Origin of the sequence: Mesorhizobium sp. B2-8-9, assembly GCF_006439475.1 — a bacterium.
In the GTDB taxonomy this organism is placed as follows: Bacteria; Pseudomonadota; Alphaproteobacteria; order Rhizobiales; family Rhizobiaceae; genus Mesorhizobium.
Window position 1 is genome coordinate 63206 of the sequence record NZ_VFTQ01000019.1, and the last position, 15199, is coordinate 78404.

General features: G+C 56.9%; 10 protein-coding genes and 2 pseudogenes. 6 read left to right on the plus strand and 6 right to left on the minus strand.

Annotated elements, in window-relative coordinates:
* The first annotated feature begins 266 nt into the window (after window positions 1-266).
* The 5 genes and pseudogenes from FJ423_RS21645 to FJ423_RS21665 all read left to right on the plus strand — a co-directional run bounded on the left by FJ423_RS21645 (window position 267) and on the right by FJ423_RS21665 (window position 3189).
* A complete protein-coding gene (locus tag FJ423_RS21645; protein ID WP_140845033.1) occupies window positions 267-1025 on the plus strand; it encodes a sulfite exporter TauE/SafE family protein in 759 nt (252 codons plus the stop codon).
* A gap of 289 nt (window positions 1026-1314) precedes the next feature.
* A pseudogene (locus FJ423_RS33645) lies at window positions 1315-1571 on the plus strand (transposase); the annotation flags it as partial.
* A gap of 106 nt (window positions 1572-1677) precedes the next feature.
* The gene (locus tag FJ423_RS21655) at window positions 1678-1932 is read left to right on the plus strand and encodes a hypothetical protein (RefSeq protein WP_140845035.1); all 255 of its coding nucleotides are present in this window, start codon (window positions 1678-1680) and stop codon (window positions 1930-1932) included.
* Window positions 1887-2516 (plus strand): annotated as a pseudogene (locus FJ423_RS21660) (hypothetical protein); the annotation flags it as partial. The gene FJ423_RS21655 and the pseudogene FJ423_RS21660, both read left to right, overlap by 46 nt.
* Before the next feature lie 376 nt (window positions 2517-2892).
* Window positions 2893-3189 (plus strand): AlpA family phage regulatory protein, encoded by a 297-nt coding sequence (locus FJ423_RS21665; protein ID WP_140845039.1) that lies wholly within the window; start codon window positions 2893-2895, stop codon window positions 3187-3189.
* On the opposite strand, the gene FJ423_RS21670 is transcribed toward FJ423_RS21665, so the two are convergent.
* Together FJ423_RS21670 and FJ423_RS21680 are read right to left on the minus strand one after the other, a co-directional pair.
* Window positions 3143-4399 carry a site-specific integrase gene (locus tag FJ423_RS21670; protein WP_095769145.1) on the minus strand — a complete coding sequence of 419 codons (1257 nt, stop codon included), beginning with the start codon at window positions 4397-4399 and terminating at the stop codon, window positions 3143-3145. The two genes, FJ423_RS21665 and FJ423_RS21670, sit on opposite strands and share 47 nt — an antisense overlap.
* A 1257-nt stretch (window positions 4400-5656) precedes the next feature.
* A complete protein-coding gene (locus tag FJ423_RS21680; RefSeq protein WP_140696752.1) occupies window positions 5657-7000 on the minus strand; it encodes a hypothetical protein in 1344 nt (447 codons plus the stop codon).
* 322 nt (window positions 7001-7322) lie between these two features.
* Here FJ423_RS21680 and FJ423_RS21685 point away from each other — a divergent pair, with 322 nt between their 5' ends.
* Complete coding sequence (locus FJ423_RS21685) at window positions 7323-8225, plus strand: serine protease (protein WP_084015715.1); 903 nt, start codon at window positions 7323-7325, stop codon at window positions 8223-8225.
* A 196-nt stretch (window positions 8226-8421) separates the two neighbouring features.
* Here FJ423_RS21685 and FJ423_RS21690 read toward each other — a convergent pair whose 3' ends face one another.
* Genes FJ423_RS21690 through FJ423_RS21705 form a run of 4 tightly spaced genes read right to left on the minus strand, consistent with a single transcriptional unit; the run spans window position 8422 to window position 14181 of the window.
* A complete protein-coding gene (locus FJ423_RS21690; RefSeq protein WP_064993455.1) occupies window positions 8422-9471 on the minus strand; it encodes a hypothetical protein in 1050 nt (349 codons plus the stop codon).
* Entirely contained in the window at window positions 9468-10817 is a 1350-nt protein-coding gene (locus FJ423_RS21695; RefSeq protein ID WP_064993454.1) for a tyrosinase family protein, read from the minus strand. Before FJ423_RS21695 ends, FJ423_RS21690 begins: the two co-directional genes overlap by 4 nt.
* A 33-nt stretch (window positions 10818-10850) precedes the next feature.
* On the minus strand, window positions 10851-12050 hold the full coding sequence (locus FJ423_RS21700) for a hypothetical protein (protein WP_064993453.1): 1200 nt from the start codon (window positions 12048-12050) through the stop codon (window positions 10851-10853).
* Window positions 12051-12066: 16 nt separating this feature from the next.
* A complete protein-coding gene (locus FJ423_RS21705; protein WP_064993452.1) occupies window positions 12067-14181 on the minus strand; it encodes a hypothetical protein in 2115 nt (704 codons plus the stop codon).
* Window positions 14182-15199 lie beyond the last annotated feature (1018 nt).

Consider the following 15199-nt stretch of genomic DNA (forward strand, 5'->3'; position numbering starts at 1 on the left):
ACTTGGCGCTGCGAACGGCGGACCTGTCTGCCCATGCGAGCTGAGCAGGGCCATGGAGCGATGCGCGACCGGCTCACGCTCGGACACCCGGAAAACGCGCCGGCCGTCGCTTGGCAGGAGAGCATCATAGTGTTCAGCGAAGACGATTTCCGATTCCCGGCCGAACCGGGCAGGCGCCGGATGAACACCTCTGCCGCTGCGCTCTGCGCCGCGTCTAGGTCGCGCGCTGGCCTGCGCCGGGGCGCTGCGATGCTGGGTACGATCGCTTGGAACTGACGTCTGCCACGATCGTCGTCGCATTTGCTGGAGTGTTCCTGATCAGCTTCATGCGGGGCGCGTTTGGTGGCGGATTCGCCATCATCGGCATTCCGCTGTTGTCGATCGTCATGGACCCGGTGACGGCCGGTGGCCTTCTCGCACCATTGTTCATCGTGATGGACCTGTTCGCGCTGCGCTACTGGAAGCCCTCGACATGGTCGCAGCCGGACCTGGTCCTGTTGCTGCCCGGGCTGATAGTCGGGATCGGGCTCGGCTATCTGCTGTTTCGAATTCTCGACCATCGCGCGATCGCAATCGTAATGGCGGTGATCACATTGATCTTTGTCGGCTTATGGTTCCTTGGAGGCGCCGAGGTGACAGTCCACCGGCGATCGTCGCCAAAGGCGGTCGTTGCCGGTCTCACATCGGGCATCACCACCATGGTGGCGCATTCGGGTGGACCACCGCTTGCGATGTATCTGCTGCCGCTCGGCCTCAGCAAGGAAATCTATGCGGGAACGACCAGCCTATTCTTTACCGTCGGAAACGCAACCAAGGCGGTGCCCTGGCTGCTCCTGGTGAAACCGGAAGGCGACGTCTGGACATTGATGGCGGTTTGCCTGCTCGCTATCCCCGCTGGCGTCTGGCTGGGTTGGCGGCTACACGGCAGGCTGGATCAACATCAGCTTTACCGTGCCTGCTATGGATTACTGATCGTCACCGCGTTGAAACTATTGTGGGACGGCGTTTCCGGCTATCTCGCGTGACTTTGGATTGGGATGTCCGCCAACAGCCGTACATATCACTGGTATGCAGCCCATCGCAGCCGGCCCTGCGCCAGCTTGCTGGTTGAATCGTCGCGTTTTACACTCGGCGTATCACTTTTGTCGCCAGCCGTGTTGGGGCGGCACTGCCGGCCGCGATGGCGAAGTGCAATCGGTCGAGCCGGAGCCACCGGGTTACGGCAGCACCTCATCTGCACTTGCGGGCGCAGAACAGACACGGCGAATGCTCCCGTATGTACAGCTCTCAGTGAGCGGCGAGGCCAGAGATGCTCTCGAGCGACCGATCGAGGGCGACTGGCCCTATATCTGGATCGACGCCGCTACCTGAAGGTGCGCCGCGGTGGCCACATCGTCTCGGTCGCTGTCATCATTGCCGTCGGCGTCAACTCAGACGGACCGGCGCGAGGTGCTGAGCATGGAGTTCGGCACTTCGGGATCGAGACTATCTGGACGGCATTCCTGCGCAAGGTCATGCGGCGCGGCCTGCGCGGCGTCAAGCTGGTGGTGTCGGATGTGCACGAGGGCATCGACCATGGTACGTGTTCGAACTCACGACCGCAAAGCGTAAGCGGTGCCCGATTGTGTTCGCCGATGTTGGTCAAAAGCGAAGCCGCGCCCACCTGAGCTCTTCGACATGGTGGATACAGTGGAACTACCTGAGATCATTGTTTATCCCGATCCACCTTTGGGGAAAATCGAGGAAGGTCTGTTGGTCAAGGCGCTCAAGGTGTTCTCACCTTCAACACTCTTAGTGGGCTGGGGGAGCTCTCATGACAACACCAAGGCAGGTCCGTTGCACTATCTGTCAGCGACGCTCCTGATCGGGCACGGCTTGGCTTTCCGGCGCGCGAAGTCAATCGTGCATTGTTCTCGATTTGCACGGTATTGATCCGCGCCGGCGCCAGGGTCGTCTACGCAGGCAATCTCGATCCCAAAGGCCTGACCTTCAACATCTTTAGATGTCTGACAGGTGCTTACGCTGCTGCCCAAGAGGCAGCCTTCATCCACATAGTTCCCGAGCCAATTCTTCGGGGCACGTCATTTGATGGGCTTGTCGTCGCTCTGCGAGAGGGCATGGCAGTCGTTGAGACGCGCATTCATGTCGAGGACAGTCTGCTTCCCATACGAGCAATAGTGGATGGTTTGCTTATTGGGAAAGGTGGCTCGCGAATCAAGCTAGGAAATGACGCCGAGTTCAAAAGTTGGCTCGATGCGAGACAAAGCCTCGACAACGCCCCCGCATATTCGGCGGCCCGGAAAGCCATGACCGAAGTTTCAGATGCTCGTGTCGTACTTGGAGGCAAGATGGGCCTGACAAACAGCCCGGCGACACCTATCAGGGGGCCATGCCGGGCATTGTGGAAGGCCGGTATGCCATGTGGCGGCACAGGGATGGACCGAGTCGTGCGTCTCGTGAAGCCCAAGCCGATGCTTGGCGAACCTATTGGCGAACCTCTTGGCGAACCACCCTAACGGTCGGCCGGGAGGGACTCGCTTCAGGGTGGGCAATCATGACTACGCCAAGATCACGCTCGTGCAAAGCAATTCCTCTAACAGGGGATTACAGTTGATACCATCGGCATGTAGCGCGTTCCGACTTGCCCACCGCCCAGACAGATTTAGGCGCCAAGCTTTACTCCATCGAGACGTTTCGGCGTTTGCAAGCACATGAGCGGACTGGCCACTCACCGTGCGCGGCACGGCAACCACTCGCTGTCGCGTAGGTTGTGGAACGTTAGATCTGTCCCTTTCACCGGTCTAAACCGCCCGTGATACGACGCAGAGCCCGAAGCTCTTTTCCCATCGAACACAATCGTCTTCAGTTCAGTTCGTCACTGAGGAGTAGAAGATGGTCCGATCAAATGAAGAAGCACTCCGCCGTACGATTCGGAGGCATCAACTCCGAGAAATCGTGCCGCTTGCCGACAGCACCATTTATGAAATGGAACAGCGGGGCGAGTTTCCGCGACGCTTCGCTTTGACCCCAAGATGTGTGGTTTGGGATTTGAGCGAGATTCAAGCATGGCTAGCGGCGCGCCGTTCAAAACCAATTCTGCGCGCCCCCAAACCGGACCTGAAGCAGCGCCGAACCCGACCGGTCAGAGAGACGGATCGGGCCCCAAGATCGGCATCGAAGGAGGGATAAGCGTCGGGATCCACCTCTTTCCATCGACCCACGCGTCCACCGTATCCGACCATTCCTGCATCATGTGGCGGCGCTGCACTTCATACTCGGCCTTGTTGTAGACGCCTCGAGACGAACGTCCGTCCTCGTGCGCTAAGCACTTCTCGATCCAATCGCTGTTGAAGCCAAGTTCATTCAACAGCGTCGAGCCCGTTCGCCGCAAGTCATGCACTGTGAACGGCTCCAGAGGCAGCCCTTCAGCCTTCGCCCGCTCGACGACTGCGTAAGTGACCCGGTTAAAGGTGGCACGCGACATCGGGGCGTCCGCATCATACCGCGATGGAAGGAGGTACCTGGAATTTCCTGCACAGGTCTTCAGAGCAATCATGATGTCGAGCACTTGGCGTGACAGGTAGACGTTATGAGCCTTCGAACGCTTCATGCGTTCTTTCGGGATTGTCCAGACCGCATTCTCGAAGTCGACCTCATCCCAAACCGCGTCCTGCAACTCGCTCTTCCGCACCATCGTAAGCAGGTAGAGCCGCATGCCCAAACGTATCGTAGGGAGTGTGGCGATGTGCTCGAGCTGTTTCAGCATCACGCGAATTTCCGAGGGTGAAAGCGAGCGGTCTTTAGGTACGAACGTGGCAATCGATGCGGGCCCAACTTCATCGGCTGGGTTAGCCACCTTCTCTCCGTGCAGGATCGCGAAACTGTAAATCTGCTTCAGGATATCCCGTACATGGATGGCGGTCGCTGGGGCGCCGCGTTCAACGATGCTACCACAGTGGGCGCGTAAATCGTCCGGGGTAATCTCCGTCAGGAGGCGATTGCGCCAGACCGGAAGAAGCTCGCGATCGAAGATGGAACGGCGCATGGCTCGGGTGCTATCGGCCATTGGAGCGGCACTGAGCCATTTCTCGCCGAACTCCCCAAAACTCTTCGCCTCCTTTAGACGACGTTTCGCGCGCTGCTTCTCGATTGCCGGCGATCGTCCCTCCCTAACGGCGCGCTTCGCGTCGAGGCACTTCTCTCGGGCCAGAGCAAGCGAGATGCCGTCTCGTCCATATCTGCCCAAATAGACCGTCTCGCGGCGTCCGTTGAGCCTGTAGTCCAGTCGAAACGAGATTGCGCCACTGGGCATGATGCGAACATACATGCCGTCACGGTCCGCAATTTTGTACATTTTCTCTCTTGGTTTCAGAGCCTTAAGGGCGGCATCTGTCAGCATTCTCACTGCCTCCTGAAAAAAGTACCGTCAGTACAGTTTCGGGGCTGCGTGGCAGGAACTCTCCTTTATTTTCAATGCCTTACAAGCAAAAAAGTACCGTCACGAGCCTCATCGGGACAGACGGTACTTTGGAAAATCCGAGCGAGCAATACGCGGAAGGGCCGTCAGGCGGTCCGCCGCTGCCGACCTATGCGCACCAATTGTCTCCGATTGTCCGCGAACGGATTTTATTTTTGTTTTCAGAATGTTACGTCGCAGATTGGCGTATTTCCGGCGACGTTTGAGTAGGTCTGAATCATTCCCACTCGATGATCAACCGGACCTTCAACACACTGGTTTTGCAGTCCAATTGCTGCCATAAATTTCCTAATACCGTTCCAAATACCGTCGGATTCTTACGCTGTTGAAAAGGCTACAACAATGTAGTCGCTGTCGCGGCATGCATCCTTTTGACTGCATCATTTCCGTAGCGATTTCGCAGCGCCAAACAGAATGGCGCGTGGGCGCCATTTCCGCCAGCGGATGCGGTAAGCAAACCGACACAGGACAGCGGCTGCTTGGTTTCGCATCCGTTTGGCCCACCGAGCACCGGCGAATTTGCACAATTCGACTGTAGACGACTTTGGACTATTCGCAGCCAGTTGGCGAATGGCCGCAGTCGGGCGCCGAAAGCGGATTGTTAATCAGATTGCCTAAGCGAGATAGCGAACGGATACATCCATGAGCGCCACCGCTGTGCCTCCGCCTGGCGCCCAACGGCTGTTCACTTGTTATTCAAGGCGAGGCCGAAGATGTAAGCTGATCGAAACCTATCCCGGCGAGAGCCATCAAGTCGCTTGGCAGAGCGACGTCGCCCGCCGTTTTCCCATTTTCGCTTGAGATGAATGCGATCAGTGCGCTCACTTCTGCGTTGCTCAAAGTTCCAGGCGCGTTCCTTGGCATATTAGTTTTGATGAAACTGAACAGGGCACTGACGCTGCCAGGGAACCACTTTTGTGTAAAGACAGAGCCTCTAAGGGGGGGGCCGAATCCCCCCGAGAGGTCGGCCTTATGACAAAGCACGCAGGTCGAAAGGAATTTGGTCCGACCGGCCCCAGCCTGATCGGCAGAAAAGGTAAGTGGACCTAATGTCGCCGCGTGGCCATCACCCTCGGGGCGATCGGTTGCTCCATTACTTGGCAATGCAATCACTAAAGCCGCGATTGCCAGGAGCATCGCGCCCAAACAGCGCCTGACACTCATCTCGTCAGCCCCCTTTCATTTTTGAAATGGACAGGAGGCGGGCGGCGGACCTGCAGTTTCTGGCTTTGCACGGAACGGTATTGACATCACGAAGTCGGTCTGGACGAAGTCGTCAAATACATTATTACGCGTAACCTGCAGATTGGCCGATGGGAAGCCTGGCCACGGAACGAGCGTACCGTCAACAGATTTGGCAAGTACAGCACCATCTGGCACGGGTTCTTGGTTAGGCAACCCGATCTGAAACAATCCGGTGTTCAGAGGGTTGAAAAATCGCGGTGATGCGGCTTTCTTGTCCCATCCACCGTATGAATGGCAGCTAATGCACGAGGAGTTTACAAAGCCATTCTCGATATGGGCATCTGAAAGCACAATTGGAGAGCCGGTCGTGTCCACGAAATTGACCTGCGTCCCTCCCAATTTATAGTTCTCCCAAACGGTTCCCGCGAGACTGGCTGGCATTTGCGCTGTGTCGGGATACTCCCTTCCAGGTTGGCTGGGGAGCGGCTTTCCAGCGAATATCTTGTGATGAAAGGTCGCCCAGAACCAGTTTGGAACGTCTTTCGTGAGGATGTGAAGCGTCTGTAGCCCAAAGACGACTTTCGTTGCTCCTGTTGATTGTCCAGAGCTGAGCTGCCCATTCTTCACATAGAGTACTATTGAATAGAAATTGTTTGGAACGCCCGACCCAATCTCGGCATCGGTGAATTGCACCCAAGCAGCTTTGACTTCAATGCTCTCTGGAGGGAAAGTGATCGGTCCGACCGCCTTATCAAGTACCGCCTTAGCGTACCTCGCCAATCCATCTCGACTATACAGACAATTCGTACGAATGAAGTCGAACGTCGCTTTGTTCATATATGTCTCGCCGAGACCGCCTACGCTTCCGATATAGACACCCTCTCCTGATGTATTGAACCTTGCGCTTAATGCGGCTTGTTCATGAAAACCTGGCTGCTGCCCAGGCGCCTGACCAAAAAGATGTCTTTCGTCGTTCGCATCGGTCCAATCGGCCGGGTAACTTCCGTCGTCCTTGAATACCTCGCTATCTGCTAACTTCCACGTCTCCCAAACAGAAGTGGTACCTGGCGCTCCAGGACGGCGCGAACAGTCTGGTACTCCGCGAGATTTAGGGTCTGTCGCGACCGCAGGTTGGACCAACGTAGCGAACAAATCCCAAGCGTGCTTGCTGGGATTATCCATCGCATCGGTGCGTACGGGCGACGGAGGACAAAAATCGGCGGGTGTCGCAGGCGGCTGCCCTGCGGCCACCGCGGGAGCAAGCGCGCAGTCCCAACCAACAAACAATGACAAGCAAGTCGCAGCCTGCATCAATCGACGTCCAAGGACGCTGACCATAGCACTCTCCCGAAGTATTAAGTCTTGTCAGTAAAGCGCGCTGCCAAGAGCTTCCATGACCTGGAACATTAAATGGGCAACAATATATAATGCCGGACTAGACGCCAAAGCCAAAAGCGCCCCCCCTGCGGTATGACCATATCCCTCAGAGTCGATTGACGCAATACCGCTTGCACGCGACGACAAAAAGATTAATTGTCAGGGCAGAGACTATAATACAGGCACGTGCGTTCGCGACGGGCATACGTACACTTATTAACTGAGGAGAAGGGCAAGCACGTCACACCTGCGAGAGAGGCACATAACCTTGGGAGGGATTGGAATGCAGGTATTTGCTGGATTGGCTGCGATTGGCTTTTTTGTGATAGAGGTACTGTCAGTCACGCCTGCAGCGGCGGGAGGACTGGGGAATATCGAGCGCCTCCAGAACGAGGTGCAAGACATCGTGAAGCGGGCGAAACTGCCCGACGCCGATCAGAAGTTGATACTCAATTCGATTCGTGTGGACCCTCGCATCGTTGGCGGCGAGGCGGTGGATTTCAAGCAAAATGAGTGGCAGGTTGGGCTTGTAAGGGCGGTCGCCCCCGATCCACAACGGTTCCTGTTTTGCGGCGGGTCGCTTGTGGCGCCAGGCTGGGTCCTAACGGCGGCGCACTGCGTCGACAACTTCATCGTGAACAAGAACCCAGCCGCGCTAGACGTCGTCGATGGCACGAGTTTCCTGCCTGCTGGCGGCGAGCGTCTCAAGGTAACCAACATCATCATCCATCCGAAATGGGACTCGCAGCTTAACGAGTACGATTTCGCACTACTTCAGTTGGCGCGGGACGCGAGGATGGGCCGACCGATTGCGCTGATCCCAGAGGGTTCAAGTTACCACGGGACGGCCTACGTTACGGGTTGGGGAGCGATCTTCCAAGGCGGAAATACGACGACCGACCTGCTCGGTGCAACCGTGCCCATAGTGCCGAATGATGCGTGCAATGCGAAGGACAGTTACAACGGACGAATTACCTCGGCGATGATATGCGCTGGCAAGGAGGACGGCGGCGTCGATTCTTGTCAAGGCGATAGCGGAGGGCCACTAAGTGCCGTTGTAGACGGGAAGCGCCAGCTCGTCGGCGTTGTGAGCTGGGGCGAGGGTTGCGCCAAACGCCTGAAATATGGCGTCTACGCCAACGTCGCGGTTGCAACCGTGTGGATAGCCAACACGCTGGCGCGCTGAGCTATTAGTCCGGGCTTGAAGCGAGTGACTCCGTTGACGGGACTATTCGGTTGTCACCTTGCCCGTTGATTTTAGGGGCAAGGTCAGGTGTTGCGAACGTTGGTCCGCCTAGCGCAGGACCGAGTCCGGTCTACGGCTTTGCAGCTGGATCGAGAACAAGAACAAACGCGGTTAGGAGGATCATGCAAGCCGACCGCTATTGGAGCGGACGGCCTTTGTTGAACATTTGGTTAAGCTCCTGAAGCGGAGGCGCATTGAGGTTTGATCGGGTTAGCGCGTCGGTTTCCTGTGCTGCCTTCAACTTGTTTTGTAGCGCTCTTTTGAGCGCCGCCCATTGCGCGGCATCGAGCTTCCCAGCCGATTCCGCGCTTTGGGCATAGTTTCGCACCGCCGCTGCATAGACGAGCGACGGTGTGTTCGGATCGGTGGCGACGGTGAGTGCGTAGGACGTGAATGTCGGATCATATTGACCAAGCACTTGAGCCGCCGCGGCTCGAAGAGCGGGCTCCGCCTGGTCGTTGAGAAAAATCTTGTTGCGAATCAAAGGTCGGTCTCCTGGAATTGAGCCAAGAACCGCCACGGCAGCCAGTCGCGCTTCCGCGGGCCCCTTATCCAGAAAATCCAAAAGGCAGGCACGCGAACGCGCCTCAGGTGCTTGCGTGCAAAGTTCGGCCGCTTGCTTTGGTGTGACCGCTCCATTGGCTAGGGCCTCCGCCAGCAAGGGCGAGGCTTCCTCCGCGGAGGACCTCACCAGCGTCTTTAAGGCGAGCATACCTGCCTCGGATCGACTTTGGCGAGTTGCCAGCCTCAATGCGTCGAGCGCCACCTTGTGCTGGTTTTGAACGTAGCTTCCCCATATTGTGCCCGGGTGCATCGCGGGGTCGTGATTGCCGGCGTCGTGACCGGCCATGACGACCGAGTTAGCCAAGATTCCGACTGCGGATTTTCGCACGTCTTCGACGGGATCCGTTACCAACTCCGCAGCGACGGGCAGAGCCGCGTCTTCGGAAATCAACGCAAGACCTTCGAGCGCCTTGCTGCGTGTTCCTGGATCAAAATTCGTGTTTGCGGCGGTGACGCGCAGTCTTTCGATCTCGCCTGCGTTCTCCAGGAGATACGCCCTGACACGCGGATCGGGATTGGGGGGCTGGCCCAACTGGGCCAGGCACGGCGCAGCCAAAAGCCAAGCGCTAACCAAGGCGGAAACGAAGATGCGGCTGTTATTGTTGCCACCCATGTAGGTCATTTGAGAGGCCGTCCGAGATAGTCGATGTCGTCGTAGCAATATCCCAGCGCCGAGGAGGCCTGTTCGGATCCTAGGTAATCTAGCATTCTTGCTGGCGTGAGCGAAGCGGCCTCGGACTTTGAACTTATTCCGGGCATCTGATGCGACGTGGAAGGCCATCCCGATGCTTCTGCGGGATCTGGGTATCCCCAAGGCCACATCGGATCGTCGGCGTAGGTGCCCTTCCTGTATATGCCCGCATCTGGCCCGGTTCCTGGATATTTCCCCAGGGCTGAGTACGCGTCCTCATCATTCCCGCTGAACCGGGAATAGGTGGCCTGCCAGTGTGCCCAAACCCTATCCACGTTGGCATGCAGCAGGAAGAAGAGTGGGTCGGCGGGCGAGTCGGCCGTGGCAAGCCAGCCGCCCAGGTTTCGATGCACACCGCTATGGAAACTACTCTCGATTTGGCTATGGAATATCACGAACGCGCGGTGGAAGTTCGCCGGTACGGCTGGATCAAGGACGCCTTGGCTTGGCGCCACAGCTGGGTCTCGAATCAGCCGACCCATTTGTGGATCGATCCAGTCGCCTAGACCTGGCCCGCTGACGAACGGCACACCTGGCACAGTCGCTCCCATGAAATCATCGGAAAAAACATGGTCCGCAGGCTCATCGAAGCGCCAATATGGAATGGTCACACGCGGGTCGACCTGCTGGAGGCGACGTTCAAGATCAAGGAGTAGCGCTCGGTGCCATGGCAAAAAAAGTGGCGACCTGTGAATTTCAAGCTGATTGGCCGCTTCATGGATGCGAACGAACGGTTCGTAATCCGACGACGCGGCGCTGTTTTGGATATCGTGAAGCTTCTTCAAAGCGTCCAGAAAAATTTGGACTTCAAATCTCGTCAACGACTCCGCGTTTTTTCGCACCCGCACCATCACGTCCACCGATCCAAGCTCCAGGCCTAGGTCATCAAGCGCGATCACGCGCACGTCTTTGGCGCCAGTGGAGGCCTTCGTCCCCATGATCCAGAACGACGCCCATGCCCCATTCGAGGGAAGGGGCAGACTGAGAGTGGAGGAAGGAGAGTAAGACTTCTTGTCGAGGACTTCGGCTCCGTTTAGCTGGAAGGCCACATTGCCGCTGCTGTCGGTAGAGACAGCAGAGAGGGTTAGATGTTGTTGCGCTGTCGACGACTTGCTTAAGAGTCGAGCTCGCGAGAGAACAGGAGTCCAGCAAATATAAGGACTGCTATCGTGGGCGCCGTCGCCGATTTGTATTTCGACCGACTGAGCCGTTGATCGACCGACGGCGGCAATCGAGATGAGGACGCACCAGAATATTAGGCCGAGAAGAATTCGCATTGCACCCTTGCGATTGGATTGCCACCGTCGAAATCATTGCCCTGGCGCCGTCACTCGCACAACAGTCTCGGCCCCACCGTCGGCGGGCGCATTGAAAAATGTAAGGGTGGCGTCCGCAGTCGTGGGAGGCTTATCGGAAACGAACGAAAAGTTATAGGCCGAACCCCAGCGAACCGCGTTTGCGTTGGTGTCTTCGGAAGATTTGCGCGTTGACCAGATTATCTGGTTGCCTTGAATGCGGCTGTCCCAGGCGTCGTTCGACCATATCTCCCCATTCGAATGTGGAGCTTTGAATGAAGCGCTGCTCTGGTCAATCTGCTGCTCAGGCACTGCAAATGCCTGGACAGCGAGATCGCTGTTCATATTGTACACGGAATAATCGTACCGGAACTTCCCACCGGCGAGGGGCTGGGCCTTGGAGCCTACTAGGATATACGTCTTCACCCCGTTCTCATCAAGATCGACCTCGGAGAGCTGCGCCCCGTACTCTTTCCAGGCGAACAGAGCCGGCTGCATCCGCACCTCCGGGCTTTCGTTTCGCAACACCCACGCTCCAGATCTTAAGATCGGTTTGACTTCCCTATAGGTCACATTGTTACGTGCGTTACCGGCTGTCGCATCGTCGGCGGTGATGTACTGGGCCTCCACGAAATACCGCGCGCCTGGCGTGAGCAGGTCAGCTTCGTCGACGAGCAAGATCCGTTCCGCTGGATCGCTTGGGGGATAGCCGGTCAGATCTTGTGCTTTGGATCCGTCAAATTCAACTTTTGCAGAATTGGTTATTCTGCTCCGAGGCCCAAGATTACGGGGATCTGAATTGAGATCCTCAGTATACAGGTCGGAGCAACCGGGACGCAACTGGCTTCCCCCGGCCCCAGCCTGGCAGGTGCGATGCATTTCCGGTATGCCACCGCAATCGTTCTGATTCGTCGCGTAGAATCCGTGCTTGACCCAAGATTTCGCCAATTGCTCCATCCTTCCATCTGCCAAGCGATAAAAGTTGAGGGTGATGGCTGGATGATGTGTGTCCGGAAGGCGCTGCCAATTGAGTGGCGAATCCCCAATATTGCAGGAATTGGTTGAAGCCGTGAGACCGATCTTCGATCCGAGCCGGCTGTCTTCCCGAGCGTCGTCGATGAATCCCACGATCACATCCGGCCCTGTCGCGGCCGCTTTGAGGTTGCTCGACAGCAGCGAAACGACGACAACCGCGATCCCATATGCTATACGCATGACTTACTCCCGTGGGCTATTTAATATCGACTTTTAGCAGATGGTCAGCGGCGCTGACGCGCTCCCCGCCCTGATCGAAACCAAATCGCTTGGCAGCGACACGAATGAGGTACCGCTTGTTCAGCGATGCCGGAAAATACAATCTGTATTGCCTTGGTGTCAGCGTAGGGGCGGGGTTGATCCAGCGCATATGCCCCTGGAAAGACATGTCGCGGAGTACGAATATTGTCCCATCCGTGAAGACACCCCCTCCCAGGTCGCTAAACCCTAACGCCTTGGTCTGCTCGATGCTTGGAAAGTCACCACTAGCCGGCTCCGCACCATCAGAGGGTATACCGACCTCGTGTATCGCTACGTTAAAGCGTACATCATCGCGCTCAGGGACTCCGCCGAATGAATTGATATACGTCCAGTCAAGCCGGATGCGCTTTGGCGACAATTCCGAGGAACCGTCGGGATTGTCTTCAATGCCCACTGCGAAATTTTGAGGACCTGATGGATCTCCGATCCTCGTCGCCTCATCCATCGTGGACTCGGGAGTTGGAGCATCGGTGTAGGTTTTGAGGGAGCGCGAATCTCCATCAGCGTTCTCGATAACCGCGCGAAGCTTATCCCAATCAGCATCCGAGATGGGAGCAGGTTGAGGGTCGGAAACGTCATTGCCTTGCGGTTCCGCGTACATCCACGGATGAATTTTACCTGCGCCGGTCCGAAGTGCCCAGTCGGTGCGGAAACTGTTTTCCAACCCGCTGTCTCCGGCAATAGAACCGAGGCGTCCTACTGCATCCGATGCAAAGCGTCCGGTGCCGTTGTTGGTGAGTCCATGGCATGAGGTACAATTTCGTGCTGGATCTACAATCGTGAGGTCGCCATCGAGCGTGCCCCTGTGAGCTGCGGTATAGTCCGTCCCAACCACTCGGTAGGGGGTCTTCGAGTTCCGGGTACGCTCGGGGAGCAGATCGCCAAGGCTGAACGCCGCGGCCTCATCTTTGTCGCGATAACCCACGCGCGCTTGCTTGATATAGGGGGTAATGATCCTGGGTTCTTTGTTATCGTGGCACGCGGCGCAGTCGACCCTGAAAGTCGCGTCGTATGTCTTGGATGCCAGAGTCCGACCAGCAGTGTCGTTGTATCCGCCTCCTCCTGGTGCCACAGTAGGCGTACTCCAATCGAACTTTATTCCTTCATAGCTTCCGTCGAAGAACGCCAATTCCCCGCTCACCTGGTTGAAGCCGATGTAACCAAGCAGCGCATAGGAGTTGTCGTTCTCACTCCAATATTTCTCTGGTCTTAGAATCTCCGGGCCGTGGGTTTTCCTCGCAAGTGCGATCCATTCGACGTTTCCTTTTTCGATCCTAGAGAGTCTCGAAGCGGTACCGCATGGTGTTACACCGCCTGCCAGAGACGGCTTGTCGCATTTGTCGATGGTCGCCGTCCAATTTACAAACACACCGTTCTTGTCGCGATGCTCGTATTCGAGCGGAGAGCCAGATTTGGAACTGTTCGGCTTTAGTTCCGCTCGATTGCCGTCCACCTCCACATACGTGGCCCGCGTTTCGATAACTGACCCGTCAGAGCGGACAAATCGGCCAAGCGTGGTAACGTCGAACGGCGGGATCGGTCCGAAGACAGCTCTGACTTCATCGGCGTAGCGGAGGTTAATGTCTGTTTCTTTCGAAGCAGGTGCCCAAAAGATATTGCCGTTCCACCGATTAACCTTGGATGAGAAGTAGTCTCCTCTGCCCAAAAAATCCGGCGCCGCGTTGAGAGGTCGACTTGACGACCCTACCGCTAAGCGAAATTGATCAGTTATTTGTCCAAGTTTTTGATGTTGTTCCAGGAAAATTGAAAGCTGGTTGACGTACTCTAAGGTGCGAGAATCTCCCTCTGGCAACTGCGACATCGGTCTAGCAAACGGATATCGGGGCGCCTTTAAAAGTTCCCCCTCATTGATGAGAGCTTGGCTATTGGTCCGTTCGAGCGCGGCGGCGTCGAGATGTCGGATCAGATCGGGCGCGGTTTGCCGGACAAAATCGGCGAACGACTTCGGCCGCATCAGTTTCGCGTCTTGGGCCAGGGCACAGGAACCCGCCGCTGCAAAGGCAATCAGACTGCAAAGCAAGAGGCGCATGAACTCGACCCCCCCGATCGCGTCATGTATAATTGCACGAGTATACCTGGTTTAGCAATCAGAGATATGCATCCTCCCGGTCAATGTCCTGTAGCAGTGCTGGACGAGATACTTACGCGCTGTTTTTAGTGCACAAGAGCGGCTGCGCCGGGAAGGTAAGTCCAAATGCTATCTGGGCCCGCGGGATCGGCTGCAGGCACGTGAAAAAAAGCCGGCAGGCAGGAAATGGCCTGAGCACTGCGCTGCGGTTCACCGTTCGGCAGGATTGGTTTTGCGCTGGTGGTCACCCGGAATCTCGGAGCTGCCCGACGTGCTGAGCGCGGAGGAAGCGGCGCGGGTGCTCGAGCCGGCGCCAGGCATCAAGTACATGGCTGCGCTCGGTGTCGCGTATGGCCCAGATCTACACGGTCGGAGGTCACGCGTCTGAATAGGTCAGCGGCATCAATTCGAAACGCATGTTGGTCCGTGTCGAACAGGAGCATGATCGGTTCGATAAGAGTGCGGTCTAAGAGGCTGGACTTTCAGTGGGAGTTCACCTCGGAAGAACATCGAGGCTTTGATCGCGGCAGCACGAATGCGGCCCGCACCTTGCTCGTTGAGCAGAAAGCCGATTGCAGGCGATCTCTCAGGTGGTCGACTGAACCTTGTCGACCTGATGAGGTTGGTCTGCCTCCTCGATGCTGGGGGAGGCGAATTCTCGACGCATGGCTCGCATGAGGCTGTGTAATTGAGGCCTCAGTTCCGCGTTTTCCCCGAGCCGGCCGAAGGGATTGAGGGCGTCTGCATGGTTTCGGAAGTCCCTTCCGCAGTCCGCACAGTCGGGACAATCGTGTCGTTGCCTCTTGCTGATGCATGAAAATGACCACGTACCGGTGGAGGAAACCATAAAGAGCTTGCTGCACCTAGGCGCGCGTCACCAGCGGATCACGACGACTTTTTCAGTTCCATTGGCGAGTTCGACAGCCTCGGTGCCATCTTGCTTGCGGCTCTGGATTTCGCGCTCTCAACGGCTTCAACC

What these genes read in the sequence shown, in the direction of transcription:
- FJ423_RS21690 (WP_064993455.1), bottom strand. Translation starts at nt 9,471, where the DNA reads ATGACCTACATGGGTGGCAACAATAACAGCCGCATCTTCGTTTCCGCC.
- FJ423_RS21695 (WP_064993454.1), bottom strand. Translation starts at nt 10,817, where the DNA reads ATGCGAATTCTTCTCGGCCTAATATTCTGGTGCGTCCTCATCTCGATT.
- FJ423_RS21700 (WP_064993453.1), bottom strand. Translation starts at nt 12,050, where the DNA reads ATGCGTATAGCATATGGGATCGCGGTTGTCGTCGTTTCGCTGCTGTCG.
- FJ423_RS21680 (WP_140696752.1), bottom strand. Translation starts at nt 7,000, where the DNA reads ATGGTCAGCGTCCTTGGACGTCGATTGATGCAGGCTGCGACTTGCTTG.
- FJ423_RS21685 (WP_084015715.1), top strand. Translation starts at nt 7,323, where the DNA reads ATGCAGGTATTTGCTGGATTGGCTGCGATTGGCTTTTTTGTGATAGAG.
- FJ423_RS21670 (WP_095769145.1), bottom strand. Translation starts at nt 4,399, where the DNA reads ATGCTGACAGATGCCGCCCTTAAGGCTCTGAAACCAAGAGAGAAAATG.
- FJ423_RS21655 (WP_140845035.1), top strand. Translation starts at nt 1,678, where the DNA reads ATGGTGGATACAGTGGAACTACCTGAGATCATTGTTTATCCCGATCCA.
- FJ423_RS21665 (WP_140845039.1), top strand. Translation starts at nt 2,893, where the DNA reads ATGGTCCGATCAAATGAAGAAGCACTCCGCCGTACGATTCGGAGGCAT.
- FJ423_RS21705 (WP_064993452.1), bottom strand. Translation starts at nt 14,181, where the DNA reads ATGCGCCTCTTGCTTTGCAGTCTGATTGCCTTTGCAGCGGCGGGTTCC.